Origin of the sequence: Marinobacter halotolerans (assembly GCF_008795985.1) — a bacterium.
GTDB lineage: Bacteria > Pseudomonadota > Gammaproteobacteria > Pseudomonadales > Oleiphilaceae > Marinobacter > Marinobacter halotolerans.
Genome location: NZ_VMHP01000001.1, coordinates 769,677 through 792,236, shown reverse-complemented (window position 1 = coordinate 792,236; position 22,560 = coordinate 769,677). Strand labels below are relative to the sequence as shown.

At 57.5% G+C, this 22,560-nt stretch carries 22 protein-coding genes; 13 read left to right on the top strand and 9 right to left on the bottom strand.

Annotated elements, in window-relative coordinates; translation table 11 throughout:
- Nucleotides 1-37: 37 nt before the first annotated feature.
- Nucleotides 38-670, bottom strand: coding sequence for a rhombosortase (gene rrtA, locus FPL19_RS03725; protein ID WP_150910728.1), 633 nt, complete (start codon nt 668-670; stop codon nt 38-40).
- An 85-nt stretch (nt 671-755) separates the two neighbouring features.
- Here rrtA and FPL19_RS03720 point away from each other — a divergent pair, with 85 nt between their 5' ends.
- A complete protein-coding gene (locus FPL19_RS03720) occupies nt 756-2,393 on the top strand; it encodes a M12 family metallo-peptidase (protein ID WP_150910726.1) in 1,638 nt (545 codons plus the stop codon).
- Nucleotides 2,390-2,878: a DUF6174 domain-containing protein gene (locus FPL19_RS03715; protein ID WP_150910724.1), complete on the top strand. Its 489-nt coding sequence runs from the start codon at nt 2,390-2,392 to the stop codon at nt 2,876-2,878. Before FPL19_RS03720 ends, FPL19_RS03715 begins: the two co-directional genes overlap by 4 nt.
- Here the strand turns inward: FPL19_RS03715 and FPL19_RS03710 are convergent.
- The 5 genes from FPL19_RS03710 to FPL19_RS03690 all read right to left on the bottom strand — a co-directional run bounded on the left by FPL19_RS03710 (nt 2,846) and on the right by FPL19_RS03690 (nt 6,997).
- Nucleotides 2,846-3,505 (bottom strand): cation diffusion facilitator family transporter, encoded by a 660-nt coding sequence (locus FPL19_RS03710; RefSeq protein ID WP_150910722.1) that lies wholly within the window; start codon nt 3,503-3,505, stop codon nt 2,846-2,848. The two genes, FPL19_RS03715 and FPL19_RS03710, sit on opposite strands and share 33 nt — an antisense overlap.
- A gap of 65 nt (nt 3,506-3,570) precedes the next feature.
- Nucleotides 3,571-4,026 (bottom strand): Cd(II)/Pb(II)-responsive transcriptional regulator, encoded by a 456-nt coding sequence (gene cadR / locus FPL19_RS03705; RefSeq protein ID WP_150910720.1) that lies wholly within the window; start codon nt 4,024-4,026, stop codon nt 3,571-3,573.
- Nucleotides 4,023-4,874, bottom strand: a complete 852-nt coding sequence (locus tag FPL19_RS03700) for a cytochrome c oxidase assembly protein (protein WP_150910718.1) — start codon at nt 4,872-4,874, stop codon at nt 4,023-4,025. Before FPL19_RS03700 ends, cadR begins: the two co-directional genes overlap by 4 nt.
- A 142-nt stretch (nt 4,875-5,016) precedes the next feature.
- Nucleotides 5,017-6,345, bottom strand: coding sequence for an ATP-binding protein (locus tag FPL19_RS03695; protein WP_150910716.1), 1,329 nt, complete (start codon nt 6,343-6,345; stop codon nt 5,017-5,019).
- Entirely contained in the window at nt 6,332-6,997 is a 666-nt protein-coding gene (locus FPL19_RS03690; protein WP_150910714.1) for a response regulator transcription factor, read from the bottom strand. The genes FPL19_RS03695 and FPL19_RS03690 overlap by 14 nt, the downstream gene beginning before the upstream one ends.
- A 177-nt stretch (nt 6,998-7,174) precedes the next feature.
- Between FPL19_RS03690 and FPL19_RS03685 the strand changes: the two genes are divergently transcribed.
- Genes FPL19_RS03685 through FPL19_RS03675 form a run of 3 tightly spaced genes read left to right on the top strand, consistent with a single transcriptional unit; the run spans nt 7,175 to nt 10,200 of the window.
- Nucleotides 7,175-7,726 carry a cupredoxin domain-containing protein gene (locus FPL19_RS03685; protein WP_150910712.1) on the top strand — a complete coding sequence of 184 codons (552 nt, stop codon included), beginning with the start codon at nt 7,175-7,177 and terminating at the stop codon, nt 7,724-7,726.
- Nucleotides 7,727-7,738: 12 nt separating this feature from the next.
- On the top strand, nt 7,739-9,460 hold the full coding sequence (locus FPL19_RS03680) for a copper resistance system multicopper oxidase (RefSeq protein ID WP_404802793.1): 1,722 nt from the start codon (nt 7,739-7,741) through the stop codon (nt 9,458-9,460).
- The gene (locus tag FPL19_RS03675) at nt 9,457-10,200 is read left to right on the top strand and encodes a copper resistance protein B (protein ID WP_150910710.1); all 744 of its coding nucleotides are present in this window, start codon (nt 9,457-9,459) and stop codon (nt 10,198-10,200) included. The genes FPL19_RS03680 and FPL19_RS03675 overlap by 4 nt, the downstream gene beginning before the upstream one ends.
- Nucleotides 10,201-10,268: 68 nt before the next feature.
- Here FPL19_RS03675 and FPL19_RS03670 read toward each other — a convergent pair whose 3' ends face one another.
- Together FPL19_RS03670 and FPL19_RS03665 are read right to left on the bottom strand one after the other, a co-directional pair.
- Nucleotides 10,269-10,766, bottom strand: a complete 498-nt coding sequence (locus FPL19_RS03670; RefSeq protein ID WP_191965212.1) for a zinc ribbon-containing protein — start codon at nt 10,764-10,766, stop codon at nt 10,269-10,271.
- Nucleotides 10,767-10,851: 85 nt separating this feature from the next.
- The gene (locus FPL19_RS03665) at nt 10,852-11,874 is read right to left on the bottom strand and encodes a DUF2235 domain-containing protein (protein WP_150910706.1); all 1,023 of its coding nucleotides are present in this window, start codon (nt 11,872-11,874) and stop codon (nt 10,852-10,854) included.
- 223 nt (nt 11,875-12,097) lie between these two features.
- Between FPL19_RS03665 and FPL19_RS03660 the strand changes: the two genes are divergently transcribed.
- The 5 genes from FPL19_RS03660 to FPL19_RS03640 all read left to right on the top strand — a co-directional run bounded on the left by FPL19_RS03660 (nt 12,098) and on the right by FPL19_RS03640 (nt 16,047).
- Complete coding sequence (locus tag FPL19_RS03660) at nt 12,098-12,325, top strand: hypothetical protein (protein ID WP_150910704.1); 228 nt, start codon at nt 12,098-12,100, stop codon at nt 12,323-12,325.
- A 361-nt stretch (nt 12,326-12,686) separates the two neighbouring features.
- Nucleotides 12,687-13,172, top strand: coding sequence for a hypothetical protein (locus FPL19_RS03655; protein WP_150910702.1), 486 nt, complete (start codon nt 12,687-12,689; stop codon nt 13,170-13,172).
- Between the two features lie 78 nt (nt 13,173-13,250).
- Complete coding sequence (locus FPL19_RS03650) at nt 13,251-14,870, top strand: BCCT family transporter (protein ID WP_150910700.1); 1,620 nt, start codon at nt 13,251-13,253, stop codon at nt 14,868-14,870.
- The gene (locus tag FPL19_RS03645) at nt 14,842-15,303 is read left to right on the top strand and encodes a universal stress protein (protein WP_150910698.1); all 462 of its coding nucleotides are present in this window, start codon (nt 14,842-14,844) and stop codon (nt 15,301-15,303) included. Before FPL19_RS03650 ends, FPL19_RS03645 begins: the two co-directional genes overlap by 29 nt.
- A 27-nt stretch (nt 15,304-15,330) precedes the next feature.
- The gene (locus tag FPL19_RS03640; RefSeq protein WP_225314279.1) at nt 15,331-16,047 is read left to right on the top strand and encodes a glutathione S-transferase N-terminal domain-containing protein; all 717 of its coding nucleotides are present in this window, start codon (nt 15,331-15,333) and stop codon (nt 16,045-16,047) included.
- A 5-nt stretch (nt 16,048-16,052) separates the two neighbouring features.
- Here FPL19_RS03640 and thpD read toward each other — a convergent pair whose 3' ends face one another.
- Entirely contained in the window at nt 16,053-16,958 is a 906-nt protein-coding gene (gene thpD / locus FPL19_RS03635) for an ectoine hydroxylase (protein WP_150910696.1), read from the bottom strand.
- 215 nt (nt 16,959-17,173) lie between these two features.
- Here thpD and FPL19_RS03630 point away from each other — a divergent pair, with 215 nt between their 5' ends.
- The 3 genes from FPL19_RS03630 to ftsH all read left to right on the top strand — a co-directional run bounded on the left by FPL19_RS03630 (nt 17,174) and on the right by ftsH (nt 22,559).
- Nucleotides 17,174-18,514, top strand: coding sequence for an acetyl-CoA C-acetyltransferase (locus FPL19_RS03630; protein WP_150910694.1), 1,341 nt, complete (start codon nt 17,174-17,176; stop codon nt 18,512-18,514).
- A gap of 63 nt (nt 18,515-18,577) precedes the next feature.
- Nucleotides 18,578-20,686, top strand: a complete 2,109-nt coding sequence (locus tag FPL19_RS03625; RefSeq protein WP_150910692.1) for a 3-hydroxyacyl-CoA dehydrogenase NAD-binding domain-containing protein — start codon at nt 18,578-18,580, stop codon at nt 20,684-20,686.
- On the top strand, nt 20,676-22,559 hold the full coding sequence (gene ftsH, locus FPL19_RS03620; protein WP_225314278.1) for an ATP-dependent zinc metalloprotease FtsH: 1,884 nt from the start codon (nt 20,676-20,678) through the stop codon (nt 22,557-22,559). Before FPL19_RS03625 ends, ftsH begins: the two co-directional genes overlap by 11 nt.
- The last annotated feature ends 1 nt before the right edge of the window (nt 22,560 follow it).

The following is a 22,560-nucleotide window of genomic DNA, read 5'->3' as shown; positions in this document are numbered from 1 at the left end:
CTCCTCTGCGTGCGACTATTGCTGCATTGGTTGTGCTTTATGGTTCAATTTTCAGCTTAACGCGCCTGTTCGAAAATAAAAACACCAGGCCGGCTGCCAACCCCGTCAGCGCGCCCAGCGAGTGGGCCTGAAAAATGATCGGCGCGCCGATCATATCTGCCGTGTTATTCGGCAGTCCCGGAACATCAGCGGAAAAAGGCTCAAGGATCAGCTTGACCGTCAAAAGACCCAGCAACAGAGCGCTCCATCGGGGGCTGCTGCGCGCATTGGCCAGTGCCAGAAGCACAAACAGACCGTGCAGACACCCGGAAAACCCCTGATACCAGTCCAGCTCAGGCGTAGCCCATAGCAAGCCTGTAGAAATGGCAACCGGAGCCCCCAGCAGGTAACCGGTCCACCAGGCTGGAGGAAGCCTGGTATCAAAAAGTAGCCCCAATAACAGTAGCCCCGCCAGATTCAGAACCAGGTGAGTCGGGCCCAGGTGCACCCAGTGCCCGGTCAGCAACCGCCACCACTGGCCCTGGCCCAGCTCGTACCGTGTCCATTGCAGCAGCTCTGCGGCAGGTGGGTGAACCCTGATGATGAGTTCGAGAATCACCAGGGCGGTGGCTACCACCATCAGGGGCATCCACGCCCTCAGGAAATTCTGTAAATGCGTATTGTTGGGCATAAATACAAGCCGTTACGGAATGGTAACTGCGCCCGTTCTCCCAATTGATTAGCGTTACCTATCAAACTTCGGAACGGGCGTTGTAATGCAGATCAAGTCTATACAGTTTGTGATGGTGCTGCTTGCCGGTGTATTTCTGACAGCCACCGCATCGGTGTCTGCGGCGGTTGACAGTGGCACTCTGGTAAAACCCCTGTGGATTGGCGGGCACGCCTACGAGGCCCTTCTTGAGGCCAGCCAGATCAATGAGGTGGCCGGCTCCGGAGAGGATGTGCATTACCAGGGTCATTTCCCGGAAGATCCGGACAGCTGGGTTCGCGTGTCCCGTATTGACGGAAGCTGGGAAGGTCTGGCGTTTGTGTTCAACCGCCTTCACAGCATCCGCAGTGGTGGCAATGATCAGGTGGCCAGTTTCAGCTTCAGCCACCAGGAAACGCCCCAGTGTGGCCTTGATCACATGCACGCGGACGCCAGTATAACCCCGGACAGCCTTGCCAGCACGGCCATGGCTCAGGCCGTCACCGCCAACTACGACACGCTCTGTACCGACAAGGTGGATGGCGCCTGCCTGATGCTGGAGCTGGAACTGGCTTTTGATCTGCAGTTCCAGAGCCGGTTTTCCTCTGATTTCAAATCCCGTGCAGGCGCGATCCTGAATATGGTGGAGGGCTTCTACAAGGCCCGGTTCGGGATCGTGTTTGACACCCTGTCTTTGACTTACATGGATAACGATCTGTTCAGTTCCACTCTGGATGCCGGGATGCTGCTGGACGACATTGCCCAGAAGCGGGGCAACGGTGCCGTGGGCTTTCTGGAAAGCGACCGATCCATTTTTCATCTCGTCAGCGGGCGGGATTTCGACGGAAGCACGGCTGGTGTCGCCTATGTGGGATCGGTCTGCAACAGCTTCGGCTTCGCTAGCGGGGTCACTAACGCCTTCAACTCAAATGCCACCACCGCCGTGGTGATCGCCCATGAAATCGGCCATAACCTTGGCTCCGGTCATGACGGAACCGGCTCAAGCGATAATGGATGCCCGGTTAGCGGAAAGATAATGAGCCCTTCGGTCAGTGGCAGTGCGTCGGAGTTTTCAAGCTGTTCTTTCGAACAGATTTCCAGCCAGATTTCCGCTCTGTCTTCGGTTGAGCAGTGTTTCAATTTCCCGGCGGACGCCGGCATCGCAGCGCTGGCGGGCAATCCTGCTGAAGTCACCCGTGGTGAGGTTTTCCAGGCCAGTTTCGATCTGGCTTACCGGGACAGCTCCCAACCAGCAGACCGTCTGGCAGTCGAGGGCTCGATTGGCGAGGGCGAAGGCCGTCTGCAGGAAGTGACGCTTGGCGGCGCCGCCTGCACGCTCACCTCCGATACCGGCTTTCGCTGCGATGGCGCCCAGGCCAGAACCGGCCAGCGGCTTTCCGTCTCGGCAACGCCCGGCAATCTGGCAACACTTAACCTGATGCAGGGCGTGGCTCTGGTGAGTGACAGCGGTGATGTGAAAGACATTCGCTCTGCCAACGACATTCTGCAAACCCGGTTTGCCGTTGCCGAGGGTGATAACACCACCACCGATGAGCCAAGCGCTCCCGAAGCGCCACAAAGAGACACTGATGGGTCCACAACAACCGCAAGCGGTGGGAGTAGTGGCGGTGGTGGATCCGTTGGCTGGTTCTGGCTGCTGGCGGGTATTGCCGGGTTTGGTCGCCTGGCGACGAGGTCTGCATGATGGCATTCCGGCCTTTGGTTCTTGCAGTTACCGTTGCAGTGCTGGTCGGGTGTGGGTCGTCGGCCCCCAGGGCCGATGGCCAGGTGGCGGATGTTAAGCCCCCGGAAAACCTGGATGACGCCCGTCAGCTCTGGCGGCAAAGCGGTGTGGCACATTACGTCGTTACCGCTCAGCAGACCTGTTTCTGCCCCCGGGAACTGGTGCAGCCCATCCGGCTGGAGGTTGAGAATGGCAGGGTGGTTGCCATGGAAGGCCTAAATCAGCCCCTCAACCATCTGAGCCAGGCGGATGCCCGGCGTATGACGGTGGAAGGGCTGTTTGAATTTATCCAGAAGGCCGTGGACCGGCAGGCCCACAAACTGGACGTGTCCTACGACAGTGAGTTCGGTTTCCCGACCCACATTGATTACGACGGCCATCCGATGATGGCCGATGATGAGCTGCAATTCCGGCTATCGGACTTCGACCCCGTTACCGTTCGCTGATTCTGCCGCTGAGCCCTTGCCGGCCTGACGGATATCATCCCTGGCGTGACGCACAACGCTGATACCCGCGGTAATTGCCAGAGAGCCCATGACCGCCGCAACGGCCAGATCCGGCCAGGCTGAGCCGGTTCCGAATACGCCCAGTGCAGCAGCCATGACGGCAACGTTGCCAATGGCATCGTTACGACTGCAAAGCCAGACCGATCGCATATCGGAATCGCCCTGACGGAATTTGAACAGTGTTATCGCCACGGCCAGGTTTGCGGCCAGTGCCAGCAGCCCCACGGCCCCCATGGTGAAGGGTTCCGGGGTGATGCCAGCCTGCAGGACCCAGATTGCCCGGCCCAGCACGACAAAGCCAAACACCGCCATGGTAATGCCTTTGACCATTGCCGCACGGCCTCGCCAGAGCATGCCCATGGAAAGCACCGACAGAGACAGCACGTAGTTGGCGCTGTCCCCGAAAAAGTCGATTGCGTCCGCCATCAGTGAGACCGAGCCGGACTGCAGGCTGGCGGCACCCTCCACCACAAACATGATCAGGTTCACCCACAGGGCAAACCAGAGTGCTTTGCGAAAACGGGGATCCGGTCCTGTGGGTTCCGGACCAGAGCAACTGCATGCCATGAGATTCTCCTGTCAGCCTTTACCAGGCATTTAAAAGCCTGTAGTTGCTACAGAGTCAACGGGGGTTATGAGTTCGGGCCGTGGGATCCCGGAATGTGGTTGTGACCATCGGGCTGTGGTTCGGGAAGAGACTCGGAGGTAAGTCCGCCGAGTATGCCGCATTCACTGACCGTGCGGCCCTGAGAGCAGGCAGTCTGAAGCTGGGTCAGCGTTTCTTCCAGGCGGGTCAGCTCTTCCAGGCGTCGGCGAACATGGCCAAGGTGTCGGGCCAGAAGGGCATCAACGTCGCTGCAATCGGCATCCGGCTGGTCGGCAAGGCGAATCAGTTCGCGGATTTCATCCTGAGCCATATCCAGGTTGCGGCACCGACGGATAAACACAAGGCGGTCCAGGTGGTGCTGGCGGTACGAGCGATAGCCGCTGGCCTCACGTTCCGGCGCGGGCACCAGGCCGATTTTCTCGTAATAACGGATGGTCTCTATGGGGACGCCTGTCGCTTTCGAGATTTCGCCGATTTTCATGGTGCTGACTCATCTGCCCTTGAGGCTTTCTTCGCAAGCTTGGGGAATTTTCCGTCCTCGTGCATGGCCCGCCGGAGGATAAGCAGAATTCCCAGGATGCTCATCATTGCCGGTGGTATGTAGGTCAGAATGCCGCCGACGAGCTGGTCAATGTCCGGGTCCAGGGGCCAGGCGCGGCCACAGACTTCGTAAACGTCGTAAACCATGTCTCGTGAGAAAACGATCCAGGCCCCGAGAATCATCTGGAGTACGCCTGCTGCGGCAAGAAGCAGCATTCGTTTGCCATAGCCCAGAGCCGGCGTATTTGCCGTTGAGCGGGGATCAAAGATCAGCCACCAGAACAGCAGGCCGTCCAGCAGCATGCTCCAGTTCATGACCCAGTAAAGGTCGCGGCTGAGCATGGCGTCAAAATGAATGGGCGGGTACAGCCAGAAGTAAATCAGCCCGACGAACAGGAACAGCGCCATCAGCGGGTATTGAAGGACCTGATACACCCATCCTACCGGCCGTAACGCGCTTTTCAGTCCGGGGCTCATCTTGCGGTACCAGTACTGCATCACCGGCAGGGGGTTCGACAGGGCAATCAGTATCGGGCCAATGTGGTGAAGAATCAGGTGCTGGCCGCGATGCACGAAAAACATGTACTGGGCGTAGTAGTCGAAGCGGGTCTGCATCACCGCGTAGCAGAGCATCACGCCCAGGACGAAAGCAAAAATCCTCAGGGCGCCCGGCCGATCCTCATCCTGCATCCGCAGCAGGCCGACACCGTAAAACCCCAGCAAAAGCATGTAGCTCAGCACGGTCAACGGCGAGAAATCGTAAGGTAAGAGGTACTCAAGCCAGGACATAGAATTGCCGATTCGTTTGTTGAGGCAGGCCGTCATCTAAAAGAGCATGGCCAGTGCAGAGGGTAATACCACAAAGCCCTTTGCCGTGCCAAATGATTGATCGGTGATTTAAACCCTGGAGCCACCACAGCATGGCAGGATCTCAGAACAGGATCGTCACGCGTAAGCCCCCATCAGAGGCTCCGGAAAAACTGAGCCTACCACCATAACGAGCCACAATCTCCCGAACGATGGCAAGGCCCAGCCCGTGCCCGGGGGTCTGCTCGTCAAGCCGCAATCCTCTTTGCCCGAGGCTGTTCATCTCGGTTTCTTTTACACCGGCGCCGTCATCGGTGACCACAATGCTCATCACGCCATTTGTCTGTTCCAGTGAAAGCTCAACACAGTGGCTGGACCATTTGCCGGCGTTGTCGATCAGGTTACCCAGTATTTCGTTCAGATCGTGCTCTTCAATCGGCCATCGGCTCTCCTCCGGCAGCGAGCTGGACAGCTCAAAGGATTTCTCCGGGTACAACCGGCCCAGCATCCAGAGCAGATCCCGTGCCTGTTTCAGGGGGTAAGCACTTTTTCCGACCTGCGGCCCGGCAAAACGGCTTCGACGCATCTCCGCCTCAAGCTGTCGGTCGATATCATCCAGGCGAGCCGTCATTTGTTGCCTGAGCTCACTGGTGAGGGGGCGCTCGCTGTCCGCCAGTATTTGCCGCACTGCCGCAATGGGTGTTTTCACGCTGTGGGACAGATTGGCCAGCGCTTCCCGCGAACGTTCAAGACGTTGGTCCATGGAGTCGAGCAGCTGATTGAGTTGCAGTACCAGTGGCTGGAATTCTTCCGGGGCCTTCACATGAATTCTTGATATCTCGCCATGCTGCAGCCGTTTCAGCGTTGCTTTCAGAGCAACAACCGGGCGTAGCGAAAGATTGATCCCAAGCCAGATGACCGCAACCAGGAGTAGTATCAGCAAGACAGAGACAACGGCTGTCCAGAGGTGGAGTTCGGCCTGGCTGCGATTCAGGGCGCCAAGATCTTCCGACACGATCACAACGACGGGCATGGTGCCTACGCGAAATGATTTCCGGTAGGCGAGAATGTCAGAAGGCGCCCCTTCGATGGCAGCATCGCTTATCTGCAGGGTGCCATCCGGTCCGGAGCTGGCCATTGGGCCCAGCAGTGGTGCCCAGGATTCAGGAGAGATGATGGTGCGGGAAGGCGAGCGTATCGCAAAGGCATGATGGAAAACTTCCTGGAAATAATCACCGGTTTGAAGAGCGTCCAGCTCCCCCCCGGCATCGCGGATCTGGTGCTCAAGGAACGCGACTTCATCCTGGAGCCGGGTCTCGACGAATTCGCGGGCCATACGGTCGAGAAGCAGGCCGTGTATCAGCCAGGCAATGGCCATCAGGCCTATACCGGCAGGCAGCAATAGTGCAAGCAGGGTTTTTTTGACCGAGGCGGGGGTTTTAAGGCGTGTCATTGAAAACATATCCCTGGCCGCGCCTAGTGGAGATGGTTTCGGTTCCGACCAGCTTTCTCAGTCTGCGAATATAGGCTTCGATGGTGTTGTCGCTGGGGCTGTCGCTCAGGTTGTACAGTTGCTCCAGGAGTTGTTCCTTGGAGAACAGCTGTCCCGGCCGGCTCATCAGGCAACGCAACAGGCGGAATTCGGTGCCGGTGAGGGAATGTTCGGCGCCATCAGGGGTCTGGAGGCACTGTCGGTGCTCGTCCAGTTCCAACCCGCCGGCGGTAAGCTTGGCCTCAACGCGGCCCTCGCTTCGGCGGATCAACGCGTTCAGTCGGGCCAGCAGCTCCTCTGTCTGGAAAGGTTTGGCCAGATAATCGTCGGCACCCGCCTTGAGTCCGTTGACCTTGTCCTGCCACTCGCCTCGGGCGGTCAGAATAAGCACCGGCATGGCAAGTTTGGCCCTACGCCATGCCCTCAGAACATCCAGTCCGTTGCAGTCGGGCAGTCCAAGGTCAAGAACAACCGCACGGTAATCTTCATGCCGGCCCAACTGCTCCGCCTGCTTCCCGGTGGATGCCTGGTCCACGGTGAATCCGGCGGCAGAAAGCTGGCGATTCAGTGTCTGGGCAATCAGGGTGTCGTCTTCTACCAGAAGTAATCTCATGGACGTCTGCCATTACCTGATTTGTGATTCATAGTAAATCATAGAGAGTAGCCGGAACGTCTGAATCCAACCTGAAATTCTGGCAATGAAGAATTCAGGTTGGATTCAGGTTGAGCAGGCAGATTAGCCTTCAATTACATCAAAAACCGCATAGAAAAATACAGCAAGGAGCAGAATATGAAACACCCATACGGGAAAATATTGATTCCTTTCATCGCAATGGTCGTTGCCTCGACAGCATGGGCGGCAGGCGCCCATGACGGTGGCCATCATGACAAAAAAATGGAAAAGCCCATGGTTGGTCAGCCTGGCAAAGCCAAGAATGTTGATCGGACCGTTGCAATCACCATGATGGATAACTATTTCGAGCCGGAGTCGGTCTCCGTCAAGCCTGGCGAAACCATCCGTTTCACGGTCAAAAACGAAGGCGCCCTGGTCCATGAGTTCAATATTGCGACTGCGGCCATGCACGAAGCGCATCAGGAAGAAATGCAGATGATGGTCGAGCATGGCGTGATCAAAGGCGATCGCATTGACGAACAGGCAATGAAAATGGACATGGGCGATGGCCACACCATGAGTCATGACCATGCCAACAGCGTGTTGCTGGAACCGGGCCAGTCCGGCGAGATCATCTGGAAGTTCAGCAAGCCTGCTGAGCTGGAGTTCGCCTGCAATGTGCCCGGTCATTATCAGGCTGGCATGTACGGCGATATTGAATTCAAGTAAGTAGGTTACCCCATGATGAAACAGTGGATCGTCGCCCTGGCGGGCGGCATGCTTTCCCTTGCCGCGAGCGCTGGGGAATATAATCTGACAGTTGACCGGGTGCAGATCGATACCGGCGACTTCGTCAAAGAAGGTATCGGTTATAACGGTGCCTCCCCGGGCCCGGTTCTAAGGTTAAAGGAAGGCGAAGACGTCACCATCAACGTCACCAACAATCTCGACGAGATGACGTCTATCCACTGGCACGGGCTGATTCTGCCGTATCAGCAGGATGGGGTGCCCGGCATCAGCTACGCCGGCATCAAACCGGGAGAGACATTCACTTATCAGTTTCCGATCGTGCAGGCGGGCACCTACTGGTTTCACAGTCATTCCGGATTCCAGGAACCCAACGGCGCCTATGGCGCAATTGTCATCGAGCCGAAGGGCCGGGAGCCGTTCCGCTACGACCGGGACTATGTGGTGCAGCTTACCGACAAGCACCCTCATTCCGGCGATCGCATTATGCGGAATCTGAAGATGTCGGCGGACTACTACAACCGTCAGCAGCAGACCGTGGGCGACTTCTTTGCCGAGGCCGACGAAAAAGGCTTCGTGGCCACCCTCGAGGACCGCTTGATGTGGGGCGACATGCGCATGATGAAGGCCGATATCGAAGACGTGCAGGGCTTTACGGCGCTGATCAATGGCAAGGGCCCGGAGCAGAACTGGACCGGCCTGTTCGAGCCGGGTGAGCGCATACGCCTGCGCTTCATAAACTCGTCTGCCATGACCTATTTCGACATTCGTATCCCCGGACTGGAAATGACGGTGGTGCAGGCCGATGGCAACAACGTTCAGCCGGTCAATGTGGACGAATTCCGCATCGGTGTCGCCGAAACCTACGATGTCATTGTCCGGATCAAGGATGAAAAGGCCTACACCATCTTTGCAGAGTCCATGGGGCGTTCAGGTTTTGGCCGGGCCACTCTGGCGCCGAAGCCGGGCATGACAGCAGCCGTGCCAGAAATGCGAGAGGCACCGTTGCTCACCATGGCGGACATGGCCGGGCATATGGATCATGGTGGAATGGACCATGGCGGGATGGATCATGGAGGCGCGGATCAGAGTGACATGGGTAAGGCCATAATGGATCACGGCTCCATGAACCATGGCGATATGGCAGGCATGGATCACTCGGCCATGAGCATGTCGGGCGGGGATGCCAGCGATCCTTTCTATGCCGCCGGAAGTGGTTTGATGCCGAAAGCGGCCAACGGTGGAAAGTTTCTGTCCTATGCCGATCTGAAAGCACAGAACCCGCTCTATGAGCACCGTGAAGCCACGCGTGAAATCGAGATGCGCCTGACCGGTAACATGGAGCGCTACGAGTGGAGCATCAACGGTGTGAAATACGAGGATGCGGATCCGGTCGTGCTTCAATACGGCGAACGGGTGCGCTTTAAATTCGTCAACGAGACCATGATGACCCATCCGATGCACCTGCATGGCATGTGGTCGATTCTTGACGTGGGCGAAGGTAAATGGAACCCCGTCAAACACGTGATCAGCGTGTCGCCGGCAACCACCGTCTATATGGAAACCGAGGTGGATGCCCCGGGCCAATGGGCGTTCCACTGCCATCTGTCATATCACGCAGCGTCTGGCATGTTCCGAAAAATCGTGGTTGAAGGCGGTCCGGACAGCGAAGTTGCTGAACGTACGCAAAAAGGGCAACAGGGAGGTGAGTCATGACCCGATTGACGGCATCCCTGAGCGCCTTCTCGCTGGCCATGGCTACCCTGGTGACCCCGGCAATGGCACAGAGCGACCTGGCCAAGAAAACCCAGACCGCAAAATCCTTCTGGGGGGTGTCCGCCGAAAAACTGGAGTATCGATACAGCGACGCCGACGAAGAGCTGGCGGTGATTGAGGGCGGTGCTTTCTATGGGACCGACGAACTCAAATTTCACTGGCTGTTCGCGGGAGAATGGGAAGAAGCTCACAATGCCTGGGAAACCCTGGAAAACCAGTTTGTTGCCCAGACCCCGGTTAGCGATTTCTGGGATGCAAAAGCCGGCGTTCGTATCGACACCCCGGAAGGAGCAGACCGGGTCTACGGCGTACTAGGGCTTACCGGCCTGGCGCCTCAGTGGGTCGAGGTGGATACCAACCTGTATGTCAGCGATGAAGGCGATGCTTCCATAGATTTAGAGGCAGAATACGAGTTGCTGATCACCAATTACTGGATCCTGTCGGCCAGTCTGGAAACCCTGGTGGCGCTTTCTGAGGATCGGGAGATCGGCGTCGGTAAGGGACTCAATTCCACTGAAGTAGGGCTTCGGCTGAGCTACGACCTTTTCGAGCGAACGTTCTCACCCTACGTGGGTGTGGTTCACGAGCGTAAGTACAGCGATACGGCTGACCTTGCGAGAGACGGTGGCGGAAGCACGGAAGACTGGTTTGCAGTCATCGGCGCACGAGTGATGTTCTAAAAGACAGCAGCACGAAAAAGGCGCCCTGGGGCGCCTTTTTGTTAATTCCGGATGGGGCCGGGCTTGCGTTAGCCCACCCGACGGAATTCGGTTTTCGAGCACTTAGGGCAGGGGGGTAGTCTGCCAGCCGCCTCAAAGTGCAGCTCTCCCTCACAGGCACGACATTTGAATGCGCCTGGTACCGCAATTTCGCCAGTGTGGTAGACGCCCGTCTCTTTTGCCCATTCCGACAGCCGCTCCAGGAAATTGCTGCCACTGTCGGCAACCTTGGCAGTCAGCTCCATAAAGCCTGACTGAACGCGGTTAGGGGAGGAGTGGGTCTTGATCCACTGGCTCCAGCGGTTGAAGTCGTTGCCGGTCTGTTCCAGATCCCGCTTGAGGTAGGCCTTGAACTGACGGCCTTCTTCCTGGGTCAACTCACCGGTTTTGTGCAGCGAATCCTTGGCCTTTTCCAGCGCCTCATCAAGCGCCTCGACAGTTGACTCTTTGGACTCGTTAAAGAACTCTTTCGTTTTCTCGGTATAGCGTTCGTAAAGGTCGAACCATTTCTGTTCTGAGTTTGCCATAGGAGTACACCTCCTGTGTTGGTAAACGAATTGGGGCATCCCTTCGCCCTTCTACTTGTATACATTGGATCGTCGCCGCCATTTTTCAACCGCGCCCATCGGGGAACCCGATCTGCCTGAGGTTGGGTGGCCGGTAATCCGGCTGCGAATGCCAGCGCTTTTCCACCGATGGGTGAACGGAGGTTTCAAGATCACCCGGTTTCAGGTTTCGGACCAGGGGCGTTGAAAACCGGAAAATATGACGCCGCGAATTGTGCAGTCTGGCACTGGGGCTGGGGTCCAGGTTTGCAAGAAGGTGCTCTTCGAGATCGAGCTCAGCCTTTTGGGCCTGTTGTGCCATCCACTGCAAAGCGATGTCTGAGGCCAGCAGGCCCTGATCGTCCTCCGGATAGCCGCCGCCTATATCGCTGTGGGAGCCGGCGAACCATACCTGTTCAAGGTCCAGCCCTTCGCGGGGTTGCCAGAGTGTGGGTTCAAAGTCCTCTCGGCGTTCGTCAATTGCCAGTGCATGCCGGGCCACACGAACGTTACTACCCAGCTTGGTATCATAGAATTCGTCCTTGCGATCAAACAGCCCCAACAGAGAAAAGGGCACCCCGAGCGCGCCCACCGTATCCCATGCACCCACAAACCGTATTTCGCGGGATTCATGGCTGTGGGCCTCGCGAAATTCAATGGATTTTCGGCCGGATGGTTTCCAGGCCTCACCGCTTTTTTTGTAGTGGTCAAACGCCTGCTGGATCAGCCTTGCGTCGGGCCGTTTCAGAATGCCGCAGTTGTTGATCAGACCGCAGAGTGAGCGAATGGTGTAGGCGCCGCGGCTGAATCCGAACAGATAGATGTCTGTGCCGGGGGCGTAGTTCTGAACAATATAACGGTACGCATCCATGATGTTCTTGTGGATGCCCTGACCGGTGATGCCGCCGACCAGGGCGTTATGATACGAGCCGATTCCCCAGTCATAAAACACATGCTGGGGCAGTCCATCCGCCGCAAACGGCCGGATTGCCCGTGCAATTCTCAGCACGTTGGTGGGAACATCTTTCTGCAGATCCTCTTCCGGGCGGTTCCAGGTGCCATCGGCACAGATTACCAGGCGCTTGGTCATGGCACGCTCCTTTGCCAATCATCAGCTTTTTAATTGATTCAATTATAGTGGCGGATTTGTATCGGGGCACCTATGAGATTCAGTTTGAATTAAGGTTTATGTGGTTTATTTTTAAAGGTGGGCTTCTGCGAAAGAACACAGATTAACTTTGTAACTCTATGAGCCGTCTGGTTCACGCTATCGCTCATACCGCAGGTGGACTCTCGAAAAGGATATTCAGCTGATGATGGAAAATAATGCGTTTGGTCACACCATGTGGGCAGGTCACTGGCTGTGGATGCTGGTGATTGGCGTCATCGTTGTGATTCCCGCCTGGCGTCTTTGCCAGCGTATGGGGTACCCGGGGCCGCTCGGCCTTCTGATACTGATCCCGCTGGTCAATCTTTTTCTGCTTTATTTCCTTGCGTTCTCGCCCTGGCCTGCAGACAAGAGTGACGATCGTAATGTCTGAGGAGCGACCCGCCGATCATCACGGTCATCATGACCACGAAAAATCCGGATCAAACGGTTTTGGTTGAGAAGGTCGGCAGGTACTGATTGGCAACCGGATGTTGGCCTGGCCATCGGCACAGGGACGGATCTCGCAATCCAGAGTGCCGGGGTCAGTCTCAGTAATTGCTGTGTTCGCAAGAGTCAGTGAAGTCATAAAGCCTGTTGCCAGCCTGGAGGTCGATCCAGACAGAAGTGGAAAACTGATTCAGGTCAAGAAATGGTCACTTAATCTGAATCGGCGTTCTTTTTTCAGTTGCAGTTCAGTTTTATGGTCTTTACTGAAAATGATGTAGATACATGCAGCCGACAAGGAGTATTTCATGAACAGATTTAATCGTTTAGTTGCGTGTTCCGTTCTAGTGGCAGCGCCGGCCTGGGCTTTTGCGCAAGGCAATCCCGGCCAAATGCCCCGCGGCGGGATGATGAATCAGGAACAGATGCAGCAGATGCATGAAAACATGACGCAAATGCAGTCCATGATGCAGCAGGTACCCAAGGCCAGCTCGCCGCAGGAGCGCCAGCGGCTGATGCAGGAGCACATGGAGGCCATGCAACAGCACATGGACATGATGCAGGGCGGCATGATGGGGCCCGGTATGATGGGTAATGGCCAGGGAATGATGGGCAACAACCCGGGCATGATGAATAGCCAGGGCAAGAAGCAGCCCGGTAATGCCCAGGGAAATCAGACCGGCGGCCCCGGAATGGATAGCGGGCAGCGTTTGCAGATGATGGAAAACCGGATGGATCAGATGCAACTTATGATGGAACAGATGCTGAAGCACCAGCAGCTGAATCAGAATTGACCTCTGTCCCGCAGCCAACGGGTACCTGTGGTAGCGTAAGGCCTCTCGCAGACTATTCAGGAAGAAACGGAGGCTCGTGTGCTGGAGCGGCTGCAACACCGGTTGGGATTACAGACCATTCCGGGGGTATTTTTCACCTCGGCGGGTATTGCTGCTTTTTTTGTCGCCCTGGCGGTCCCGTTTGACCAGGCGGTAGCCGAGAGTTTCGGGTGGCTTACCGGCTGGGTGGCCCGGAACCTCGGCTGGTTCTATATCCTTTCGGTTACCTCTTTGCTGGTGTTTCTGCTTGGCCTGGCGGTCAGCCGCTATGGCAACATTCGGCTGGGTGCGGATGACAGCCGGCCCGATTATTCCAACCTGACCTGGTTCACCATGCTGTTTGCCGCCGGCATCGGAACCATCCTGATGTTCTGGGGGGTCGCCGAGCCGGTCTCCCATTTTGCCGCTCCGCCCTTTGATGGTGTGCAGCCCGGTTCAGAGCAAGCCGCCAGCGATGCCATGACGGTCGCGCTTTACCACTTTGGCCTGCATACCTGGACCATTTTCGCCCTGCCAGGGCTTGCCATTGGCTACTTTGCCTACCGGCACAATCTTCCCATGCGCATCAGCAGCCTGTTTTTTCCGATCCTCGGGGAGCGCGCCTTCGGTCCATGGGGCTGGGCGGTGGATGTCATTGCGGTGCTCGGCACCCTGTTTGGTGTGGCCACCTCCCTCGGGCTGGGAACCCTGCAGTTGAACAGTGGCCTGAATTACCTGTTTGGCATACCGTCCACCGGCCTGGTCCAGGTTGGTCTGATTGCGGTTATCACCAGCATCGCCGCCACCTCAGTGGCGCTAGGGCTGGATAAGGGGGTGCGCCGGCTGTCCCAGCTCAATATCGTGCTGGCCATGATTCTGCTGCTATTTGTGCTGGCAGTGGGGCCGACTGTCTTTATAGCGGAGGGCATGGTCCAGAGCGTGGGTGATTACCTCCATGCGCTGCCCTGGCTGGCGTTCTGGACCCAGACGTTCACCGAGACCGACTGGCAGCGCCAGTGGACGCTCTTCTACTGGGCCTGGACCATCTCCTGGGCGCCCTATGTCGGTATCTTCATCGCCCGGATCTCCCGCGGCCGCACCATCCGGGAGTTTGTCGCCGGTGTGCTGTTTGCCCCTACGGCGTTCACCCTGGTGTGGTTCGGAATCTTCGGCTTATCCGCCATCCAGGTGGAAATGGGCGGTCAGGTTGCCCTTGCCGAGCAGGTCCAGAAGGATCCCTCAGTGGCGATTTTTGCCTTTCTGGAAGCCTTTCCCCTGGCCGATCTGGCTTCTGCGCTCAGCGTGGTGATTATCGTGATCTTCTTTACCACCTCATCCGACTCCGCCTCGTTGGTGATCGACATGCTGACCCGCCGCGATGACCAGCCTTCTCTGGTACGCCAGAGGCTCTTCTGGGCGGCGGCACAGGGCATCATTGCGGCCACTCTGCTATTGGCTGGTGGCCTGGATGCCCTGCAGAACGTGATCACCTCATTAGGGCTGCCATTCTGTATTCTGCTAGTTTTTATGGCAGTCGCACTTATTCGGGCCCTGCGCGCGGATTATCGCGGCTACAGCATGGACGAGCTGGTCCGGGGGCGGGCCTTTCCGGAGGTGGAAGCTACCTCAGAAACCAGACAGGAGAGTCAGAATGTATCGGAAACTGTTGATCGCCATTGATCCTCACGACGACGGCGAGGGCAAGCGTGCCATTGAGGCTGCCATGGACCTCCTCGACGAGGACGGTGACTTGCACCTGGCCAGCGCCTATAGCCCCGGTGGTGGAGGCTTCTTCCCCCATGTAACGGAAGAAGCCCCGGAAGAGAAGGAGGCCGAGGTCCGGGAGGTCCTGGATCTGTTGGTGCGGAAATACCTGCCCATGAACCGCACCGCGAATCTGCATGTCGTGGCAGGCAGTGCCGGTGAAAAATTGGTAGGTCTGGCAGGTCAACTGGGCGCTGACCTGCTCTTGCTGGTGTCCCGGGGAAGCAGCGGCCACTGGCCCTTGCGCCGGGCAACCGTGGAGTATGTTTCGGTGAATGCGCCGTGCCCCGTACTGGTGCTGCCGTCGTTGGATAGATCGGGGCCGGAAACACCGGAAGAGACCAACTGAATGCCAAGATAAAAGGAGGACGGAATCATGATGCTTGATCTATACACCTGGAGCACGCCGAACGGACAAAAGGCGTCGATTATGCTGGAGGAGTCAGGACTCCCTTACCGCGTGACCGCCGTGGATATCAGCAAAGGCGAACAGCATGATCCGGAGTTCCGGAAGATTAGCCCCAACGGCAAGATTCCCGCCCTGGTCGACCATGATGCTGAGGGCGCTGATGGTGGGCCAAGACGGGTATTCGAATCCGGTAATATCCTGATCTATCTGGCTGAAAAAACCGGCCGTCTGTTACCGGCTTCTGGCGAGGCACGCACCGAGGTTCTGGGTTGGTTGTTTTTCCAGATGGGCCATCTCGGACCCATGGTGGGGCAGTGGCATTGGTTCAAGAATGCGGCACCGGTCAAAAGTGATATTGGTATCAAGCGTTACCGGGAGGAGTCTCTGCGGCTGCTTGAGGTGATGAACGGGCGGCTGGGCGAGGTTCCCTATCTGGGCGGCGCTGATTACAGCATTGCCGATGTGGCCAGCTACGCCTGGGCCAGAAACGCGGTTGATGAGCTGGCGAATGAGGATGCCGAGGCAGTCGCCGGTCTGAAACCGCTTCGCGACTGGTTAAAGCGCGTGGGTGAGCGGCCGGCGGTCGAACAGGGAATGGAGATCCCGAATGACGAGCAAAAGCAGGATACCGCTGACCGGGCCCCTTTCAAGGGGCCGGCAGGCGGCGGCAGCGTACTGCCCTGAGCAGGTCATACCGGTTTGAGCGGGGCCCAGTTTGTCCTGTTGGCGAGAAACTCGGGCCTCGGCTTGTTGCCGCAGAAAGGCTCTTCCAGCGTGTTATGGACGCTGTTGTAGACGAAGAACAAGTTGCTCCGGGGCCAGCACGACATATTGATGTTGGAGCCATGCAGGGTGTTGCATTCGAAGATGATCAGCGAGCCTGGCGGTCCTTTCGGTGCCTCGATCGAGTTCTCGTCCATCAGTTTAGTCAGGCTGGCAGCATCCGGCACACCCAGGTTCTGGGTCTTCAGGGATTCCTTGTAATTGTTTTCCGGCGTGCGACCCACACAGGGGATGAAGTACTTCTGCGAGCCGGGAATCAGCATCAGCGGGCCGTTGAACTCGGTGTTATCCGTCATCACGATCGAACAGCTCAGACACCGCATCCGCGGCATGCCGTCTTCACTATGCCAGGTTTCGAAATCCGAATGCCAGTTGAAGCCTTTCCCTTTAAAGCCAGGTTTGTAGTTGATCCGCGACTGGTGGATATAGACTTCGCTGTCCAGCAATTGACGCACACAATCGAGCAGGTGCTGATCCCGGGTGAGCCGGTCAAACCTTTCGGAAATCTCGTGGATGCCGAAGATGGAACGGATTTCTTCCTTTCCCGGCTCCAGGATAGTGCCTTCAGATAGCTTAAGGTCCTCGTCCTGCTCATAATCTTTCAGTTCCTGGATGAATTTGTCCATTTCATCCTTTGAAAAAAAGGAATCGAAAAACAGAAACCCTCTCTCATCGAATTCACGCACCTGGTCGGCGGAAAGCGGGCCTTCTCCGATACGCTCCTCTGGCGTGTGTACTACCGGATCCAATCGCTCGAACATGCCCAGCTTGCGTTCCAGGCGGGTTGGGAACTGGTCTTGGGGGCGTGACATACGCGTCCTCCTCTCATTGCATCTCCCGTCTCGGGTTTGGTTGGTTTAGAGATATAAAGCTGAGGTATTAAAAGATATATTTCAACCGCTGTTTCAACGAATGTGCCCTTGAAACCTCTGATATTGAGTCCACGGTAAAGGAAGGCGCTGGTGAAGGTTGGCGTCCTTTCTGAAAACTTTTCGAACTTCAGGATTGGAAGAGGGGGGATAGACCCATGGCCGGAAGCAACTCGAAAAAGACACCCAACAATACATCCCCGAAGCGGGCTTCGGCAGCGCGCAAGGTTTATCTTGTGGATGGCGCGCGCACACCGTTTCTCAAGGCCAGGGGCCGTCCTGGACCCTTCTCGCCAGTAGATCTGGCGGTTCAGTGTGGTCGCCCGTTACTGATGCGCCAGCCAATTCCTGCAGAGGCCTATGATCAGGTGATTCTGGGTTGCGTCAACGTGGTCCCGGAGGAAATGAACCCGGCACGAATTGCCGCCCTTCGCCTGGGAATGGGCGAGGCAATGCCAGCCTTCACGGTACAGATCAACTGTGGCTCTGGCATGCAGTCCATTGATACGGCTTTCAAATACATTCGCGATGGCGACAGTGATCTGATTCTGGCCGGGGGCACCGAGGCCCTCAGCCATGCCCCAATGATGCTTCAGAGTGAGGCAGTGGAATGGCTGGCGGGACTGAATGCAGCCTCGTCTCCTCAGGATTATGCCAGCCAGCTGGCACAGTTCAGTGCGAAGCAGTTCAAGCCGGAAATAAGTCTGGAAAAAGGTCTGACCGATCCTATTGTCGGACTGAGCATGGGCCAGACGGCAGAGGTCCTGGCTCAGCAGTTCAACATTACCCGGCAGGAGGCGGACGAGTACGCCGTTTCCAGCCATCAGCGCCTTGCGCGTGCCCAGGAAGAGGGCTGGTTGGACGACGAGGTTGTGCCAGCGGTATCGCCAGAAGGCGAGCTGTTCCAGCGCGATGACGGTGTCCGCGCGGATACGTCCGCCGAAGCCCTCGCCAAGCTCAAGGCGGCCTTTGAACCGCCTTATGGGCAGGTGACGCCCGGTAACAGTTCACAGGTAACGGACGGTGCTTCCTGGATGGTTCTGGCCTCCGAGGAGGCCGTGAAGAAGTACGGCCTTAAGCCTAAGGCAGTCCTTATAGACAGTGAGTGGTCCGCCCTGGACCCCAAGATAATGGGGCTTGGCCCGGTGCTCAGTTCCACCGCGTTGCTGAAACGACACAGCGCAGGACTTAACGATATCGACCTGTGGGAAATCAACGAAGCGTTTGCCGCCCAGGTGTTGGCCTGTACGAAAGCCTGGGACGACCCGGAATTCTGCAAGGTAGCCCTGGGGCTGGATAAGCCCATGGGGAAACTTGACCCCGAGCGCCTGAATGTTGATGGCGGTGCCGTGGCCATCGGCCACCCGGTCGGCACCAGCGGAAACCGGATCGTTCTGCACTTGATGAACGCCCTGCACAGAAAAGGTGTGAAGCGGGGCATTGCCACCGAATGCATTGGTGGCGGCCAGTCCGGAGCGATGCTGATCGAGGCGGTTTAACACCTTCGAGAACACTGCCGCGCTTAGTAACCAAGCTTTAGCCAAAGGATTCTGGAGGCAATCATGACAGGTCATATTCTGAAAGCCCTGAGTAGCCGTGAAATGGCCCGGGGCCCGTTTGAAAAAACCGACACCACAAAGGATGCGGGAAACTGGCAGCACTGGCACCTGGCACGGGACAACAGCGACGTTGCATGGCTGATCTTTGACAAGAAGGATGCCGGCGCCAACGTACTCTCTGCCGGCGTCCTTGAAGAGCTCGGAGACATTGTCGGGGAGCTTGAGAGCAAGCCGCCGAGAGCCCTGGTAGTGCGGTCCACCAAGCCCACAGGCTTTTGCCTTGGCGCGGACATATCCGAATTTTCCGAGCTCAAGTCAGAGTCGGATGTAGTGAACAAGCTTACCGCCGCCCACGACGTGGTTGACCGGTTTGAGGCACTGTCGTTTCCCACTATCGCAGTGATCCACGGCTCCTGCCTCGGGGGCGGCCTGGAGCTGGCCCTGGCCTGTGATTACCGGCTTGCCATTGCGGGGGCCAAATTTGGATTCCCCGAAGTGCAACTGGGTCTTCACCCCGGCCTTGGCGGCACCGACCGGTTTACCGACCTGGTGGACCCTATAGAGGCCATGACCCTGATGCTGACCGGCAAGACGATCCCCCATTTCAAGGCAAAAAAGCTGGGGCTGGTGGATCAGGTGATTGAGGAACGCCACGTGGATGCGGCCGTTCAGGCTGCGATAGTGGGGGACATCGACAAAAGCAGCCATGGCCTTCGGGGTCGGGTGCTTTCCACCAAGCCGGCCAGGCAGCTGGAAGCCCGGCAGATGCGTTCGCAGACGGCCAAAAAGGCACCGCCACAGCATTATCCTGCCCCGGAGGCGCTGATCCAATTGTGGGAGCAGTTCGGAGGGGACTCTGGTCCATCCATGCGCAAGGCGGAGATCGCCTCGTTTGCCAGGCTGATGATGACCGACACCTCCCGCAACCTGGTCAAGGTGTTCTTCCTGCGGGAAAAAATGAAGGGCCTGACCCGCAACAAGGCAGAACCGGTCAAACATGTACATGTCGTCGGTGCTGGCGAAATGGGCGCGGACATTGCCGGCTGGTGCGCCTTCCAGGGAATGAACGTCACCCTGTTTGATATGGAGGCGGACAAACTGGCGGAAGCCGTCGGGAAATTGTCCGACCTGTGTGAGAAGAAACATCGCTCAGAATCCCAGCGTCGGGACATTCTGGATCGGCTGACACCGGATTTTGCCAACCAGGGTGTTGAACAGGCCGATGTGGTGATTGAGGCAGTGCCGGAGAAGGTAGACATCAAGCGGAAGGTCTACGAAGACGCAGAGCCCAGGCTCAAAAAGGGCGCCATCCTGGCCACCAACACCTCCAGTATTCCTCTGGAAACTCTGGGTGAGGAGCTAAAGGATCCGAAACGCCTGGTGGGCCTGCATTTCTTCAATCCGGTTGCCCTGATGCCACTGGTCGAGGTGGTGAGGCACGACAAAGCCGATGAAAAAGTGCTGGAGCGTGCCAGAGTCTTTGTCGGCCAGATTGACCGGTTGCCAGCCCCGGTCAATACCGCGCCGGGCTTCCTGGTCAACCGGGCGCTGACGCCCTATCTGGTGGAAGCAATGGTCATGCTGGATGAAGGCGTTGCCCCTGAAAGCATCGACCGGGTGGCAGAAGAGTTCGGCATGCCCATGGGGCCGATAGAGCTGGCTGACCAGGTCGGGCTGGACATCTGCCTCAGCGTAGCCGAGATGCTGCGCGAGCGCCTGGACACGGGTATGCCGCCCGCCCCGGATTGGCTTCGGCAGAAGGTTGAAGACGGCAAGCTGGGCAAAAAGTCCGGAGAGGGCCTGTATCAGTGGAAGAAAGGCAAGGCCGACAAGCAGGACAAGACAGAGCCGGCCCCGGACGACACCCTGGACAGGCTTCTGCTGCCCATGCTGAATGCCTGCATGGCGTGCCTGCGTGAGGGCGTGATCGAAGATGAAACCCTGACAGACGGCGCCATGATCTTCGGGACCGGCTTTGCCCCCTTCCGGGGTGGCCCTATGAACTATGCCCACCATCGTGGCTTTGACTCTGTCCGGAAGTCACTGGCCACGCTGGCTGACAAATATGGCGACCGGTTCAGGGCGGACCAGGGGTGGTCACATGAAGGGTGAGACTCAAACATCCCAGTCACCGCAGCCACCCCAATGGGTACGGGTACTAAACGCCCTTTTGCTGGGCTTTGCGGTTTTCTATGCCATTGAACTGTTTTCCCAGGCGGGTTCACAGGACCTGACTTACAACGAGTTCAAAAAGAATGTCACCTCCGGCCAGGTGGCGGAAGTGACGATCGAGGGGCACCAGGTAACGGGGACCATGAAGTCCGCGGGAGATTCGGCAAACGCCTCGGGCAGGCAGGTCTTCCGCACCTATATCCCCGAGGTTGGCGACACCCGTATCCTGGACTTGCTGGAGAAAAACGGTGTAGCCATTACTGCGAAGGAATCCGGTCCGGATATATTGTCGCGTCTGGTGGTCAACTTTCTTCCCTGGTTGCTTCTGATCGGCCTGTTTGTATTTTTCTGGCAGCGCATGCAAAAACAGATGGGCGGTCAGCAGGGTGGCGGCCTGTTCAGTATGGGTAAGTCCAAAGCCAAACGGTTTTCCCGGGATGAGCCCGGTAAAACGTTTGCGGATATTGCCGGTGCGGACAACGCCAAAAAGGACCTGGCGGAAATTGTCGATTACCTCAAACATCCGGACTACTACCAGCGCCTGGGCGCCAAACTCCCCCGCGGGCTGCTGATGGTGGGTTCTCCCGGCACCGGTAAAACCCTGATGGCAAGAGCAGTTGCCGGTGAAGCCGATGTGCCTTTTTTCTCCATTTCCGGGTCCGAGTTCATTGAAATGTTCGTGGGCGTCGGCGCCTCCCGCGTGCGGGATATGTTTGAGGAAGCCCGCAAGGCTTCGCCTTCCATTATTTTCATTGATGAGCTGGACGCCATCGGCCGTTCCCGCGGCGCCGGTGTGGGTGGCGGCCACGACGAGCGGGAGCAGACGCTGAACCAGATCCTCTCCGAGATGGACGGCTTCTCGCCCCACGAAACCGTGGTGGTGATTGCGGCCACCAACCGGCCGGACGTTCTGGATCCGGCGCTGATGCGCCCGGGTCGTTTCGACCGGAAAGTTACCCTGGACCGGCCGCACAGAAAGGCACGGAAGAAGATTCTGGAAATTCACACCAAAGCCATTCCCATGGAAGAGGACGTGGATCTGGAAGCGGTGGCCCGCAGAACCGTCGGCTTTGCCGGCGCCGACCTGGAAAACCTTGCCAACGAGGCTGCGCTGTTTGCAGGTCGCGAAGAGAGCAAGCTGGTTGCCATGAAGCATTTCGACATGGCCCGGGATAAGGTCATTATGGGGGCCGAGCGTGAGCAGAACCTCAGCGATGACGAGAAAAAAGTGATTGCTTTCCACGAATCCGGCCATGCGCTAACGGCGCTGCTGTTCCCCAAGGCCGACCCGCTGGAGAAGGTGACGATTATTCCCCGTGGCCAGGCCCTGGGCCTCACCGAACAGGCGCCGGACGAGGATCGCCTGAACATGACGGCCAGCTATGCCCGGGACAGAATTGCAGTCATGCTCGGCGGCCGGGCGTCGGAGCAGCTAATCTTCAATGAGGTCAGTAGTGGCGCCGAGAATGATATAGAACAGGCGACCAAACTGGCTCGCCGCATGGTCGCTCGTTGGGGCATGAGCGAGGCCATTGGCCCCATGTCCGTCAGTTCGAGTCAGGAAGAAGTCTTCCTTGGCCACGAGATCTCCCGGGAGCGCGAGTATAGCGAGGCAACCGCTGAGAAGGTTGATGACGAGGTCAGAAAACTGATCACCGATATCGAGAAAGAGGTGAACAAGCGACTCAAAGAGAACCGTGAACAGTTGGAAAAATTAGCGAATACACTGTTTGAAGAAGAAACGCTTGAGGCCAGCGATGTCGAGTCATTGCTGGATATTGAAACCGGGGGTGATCGCCAGGCCAGTGGATGAT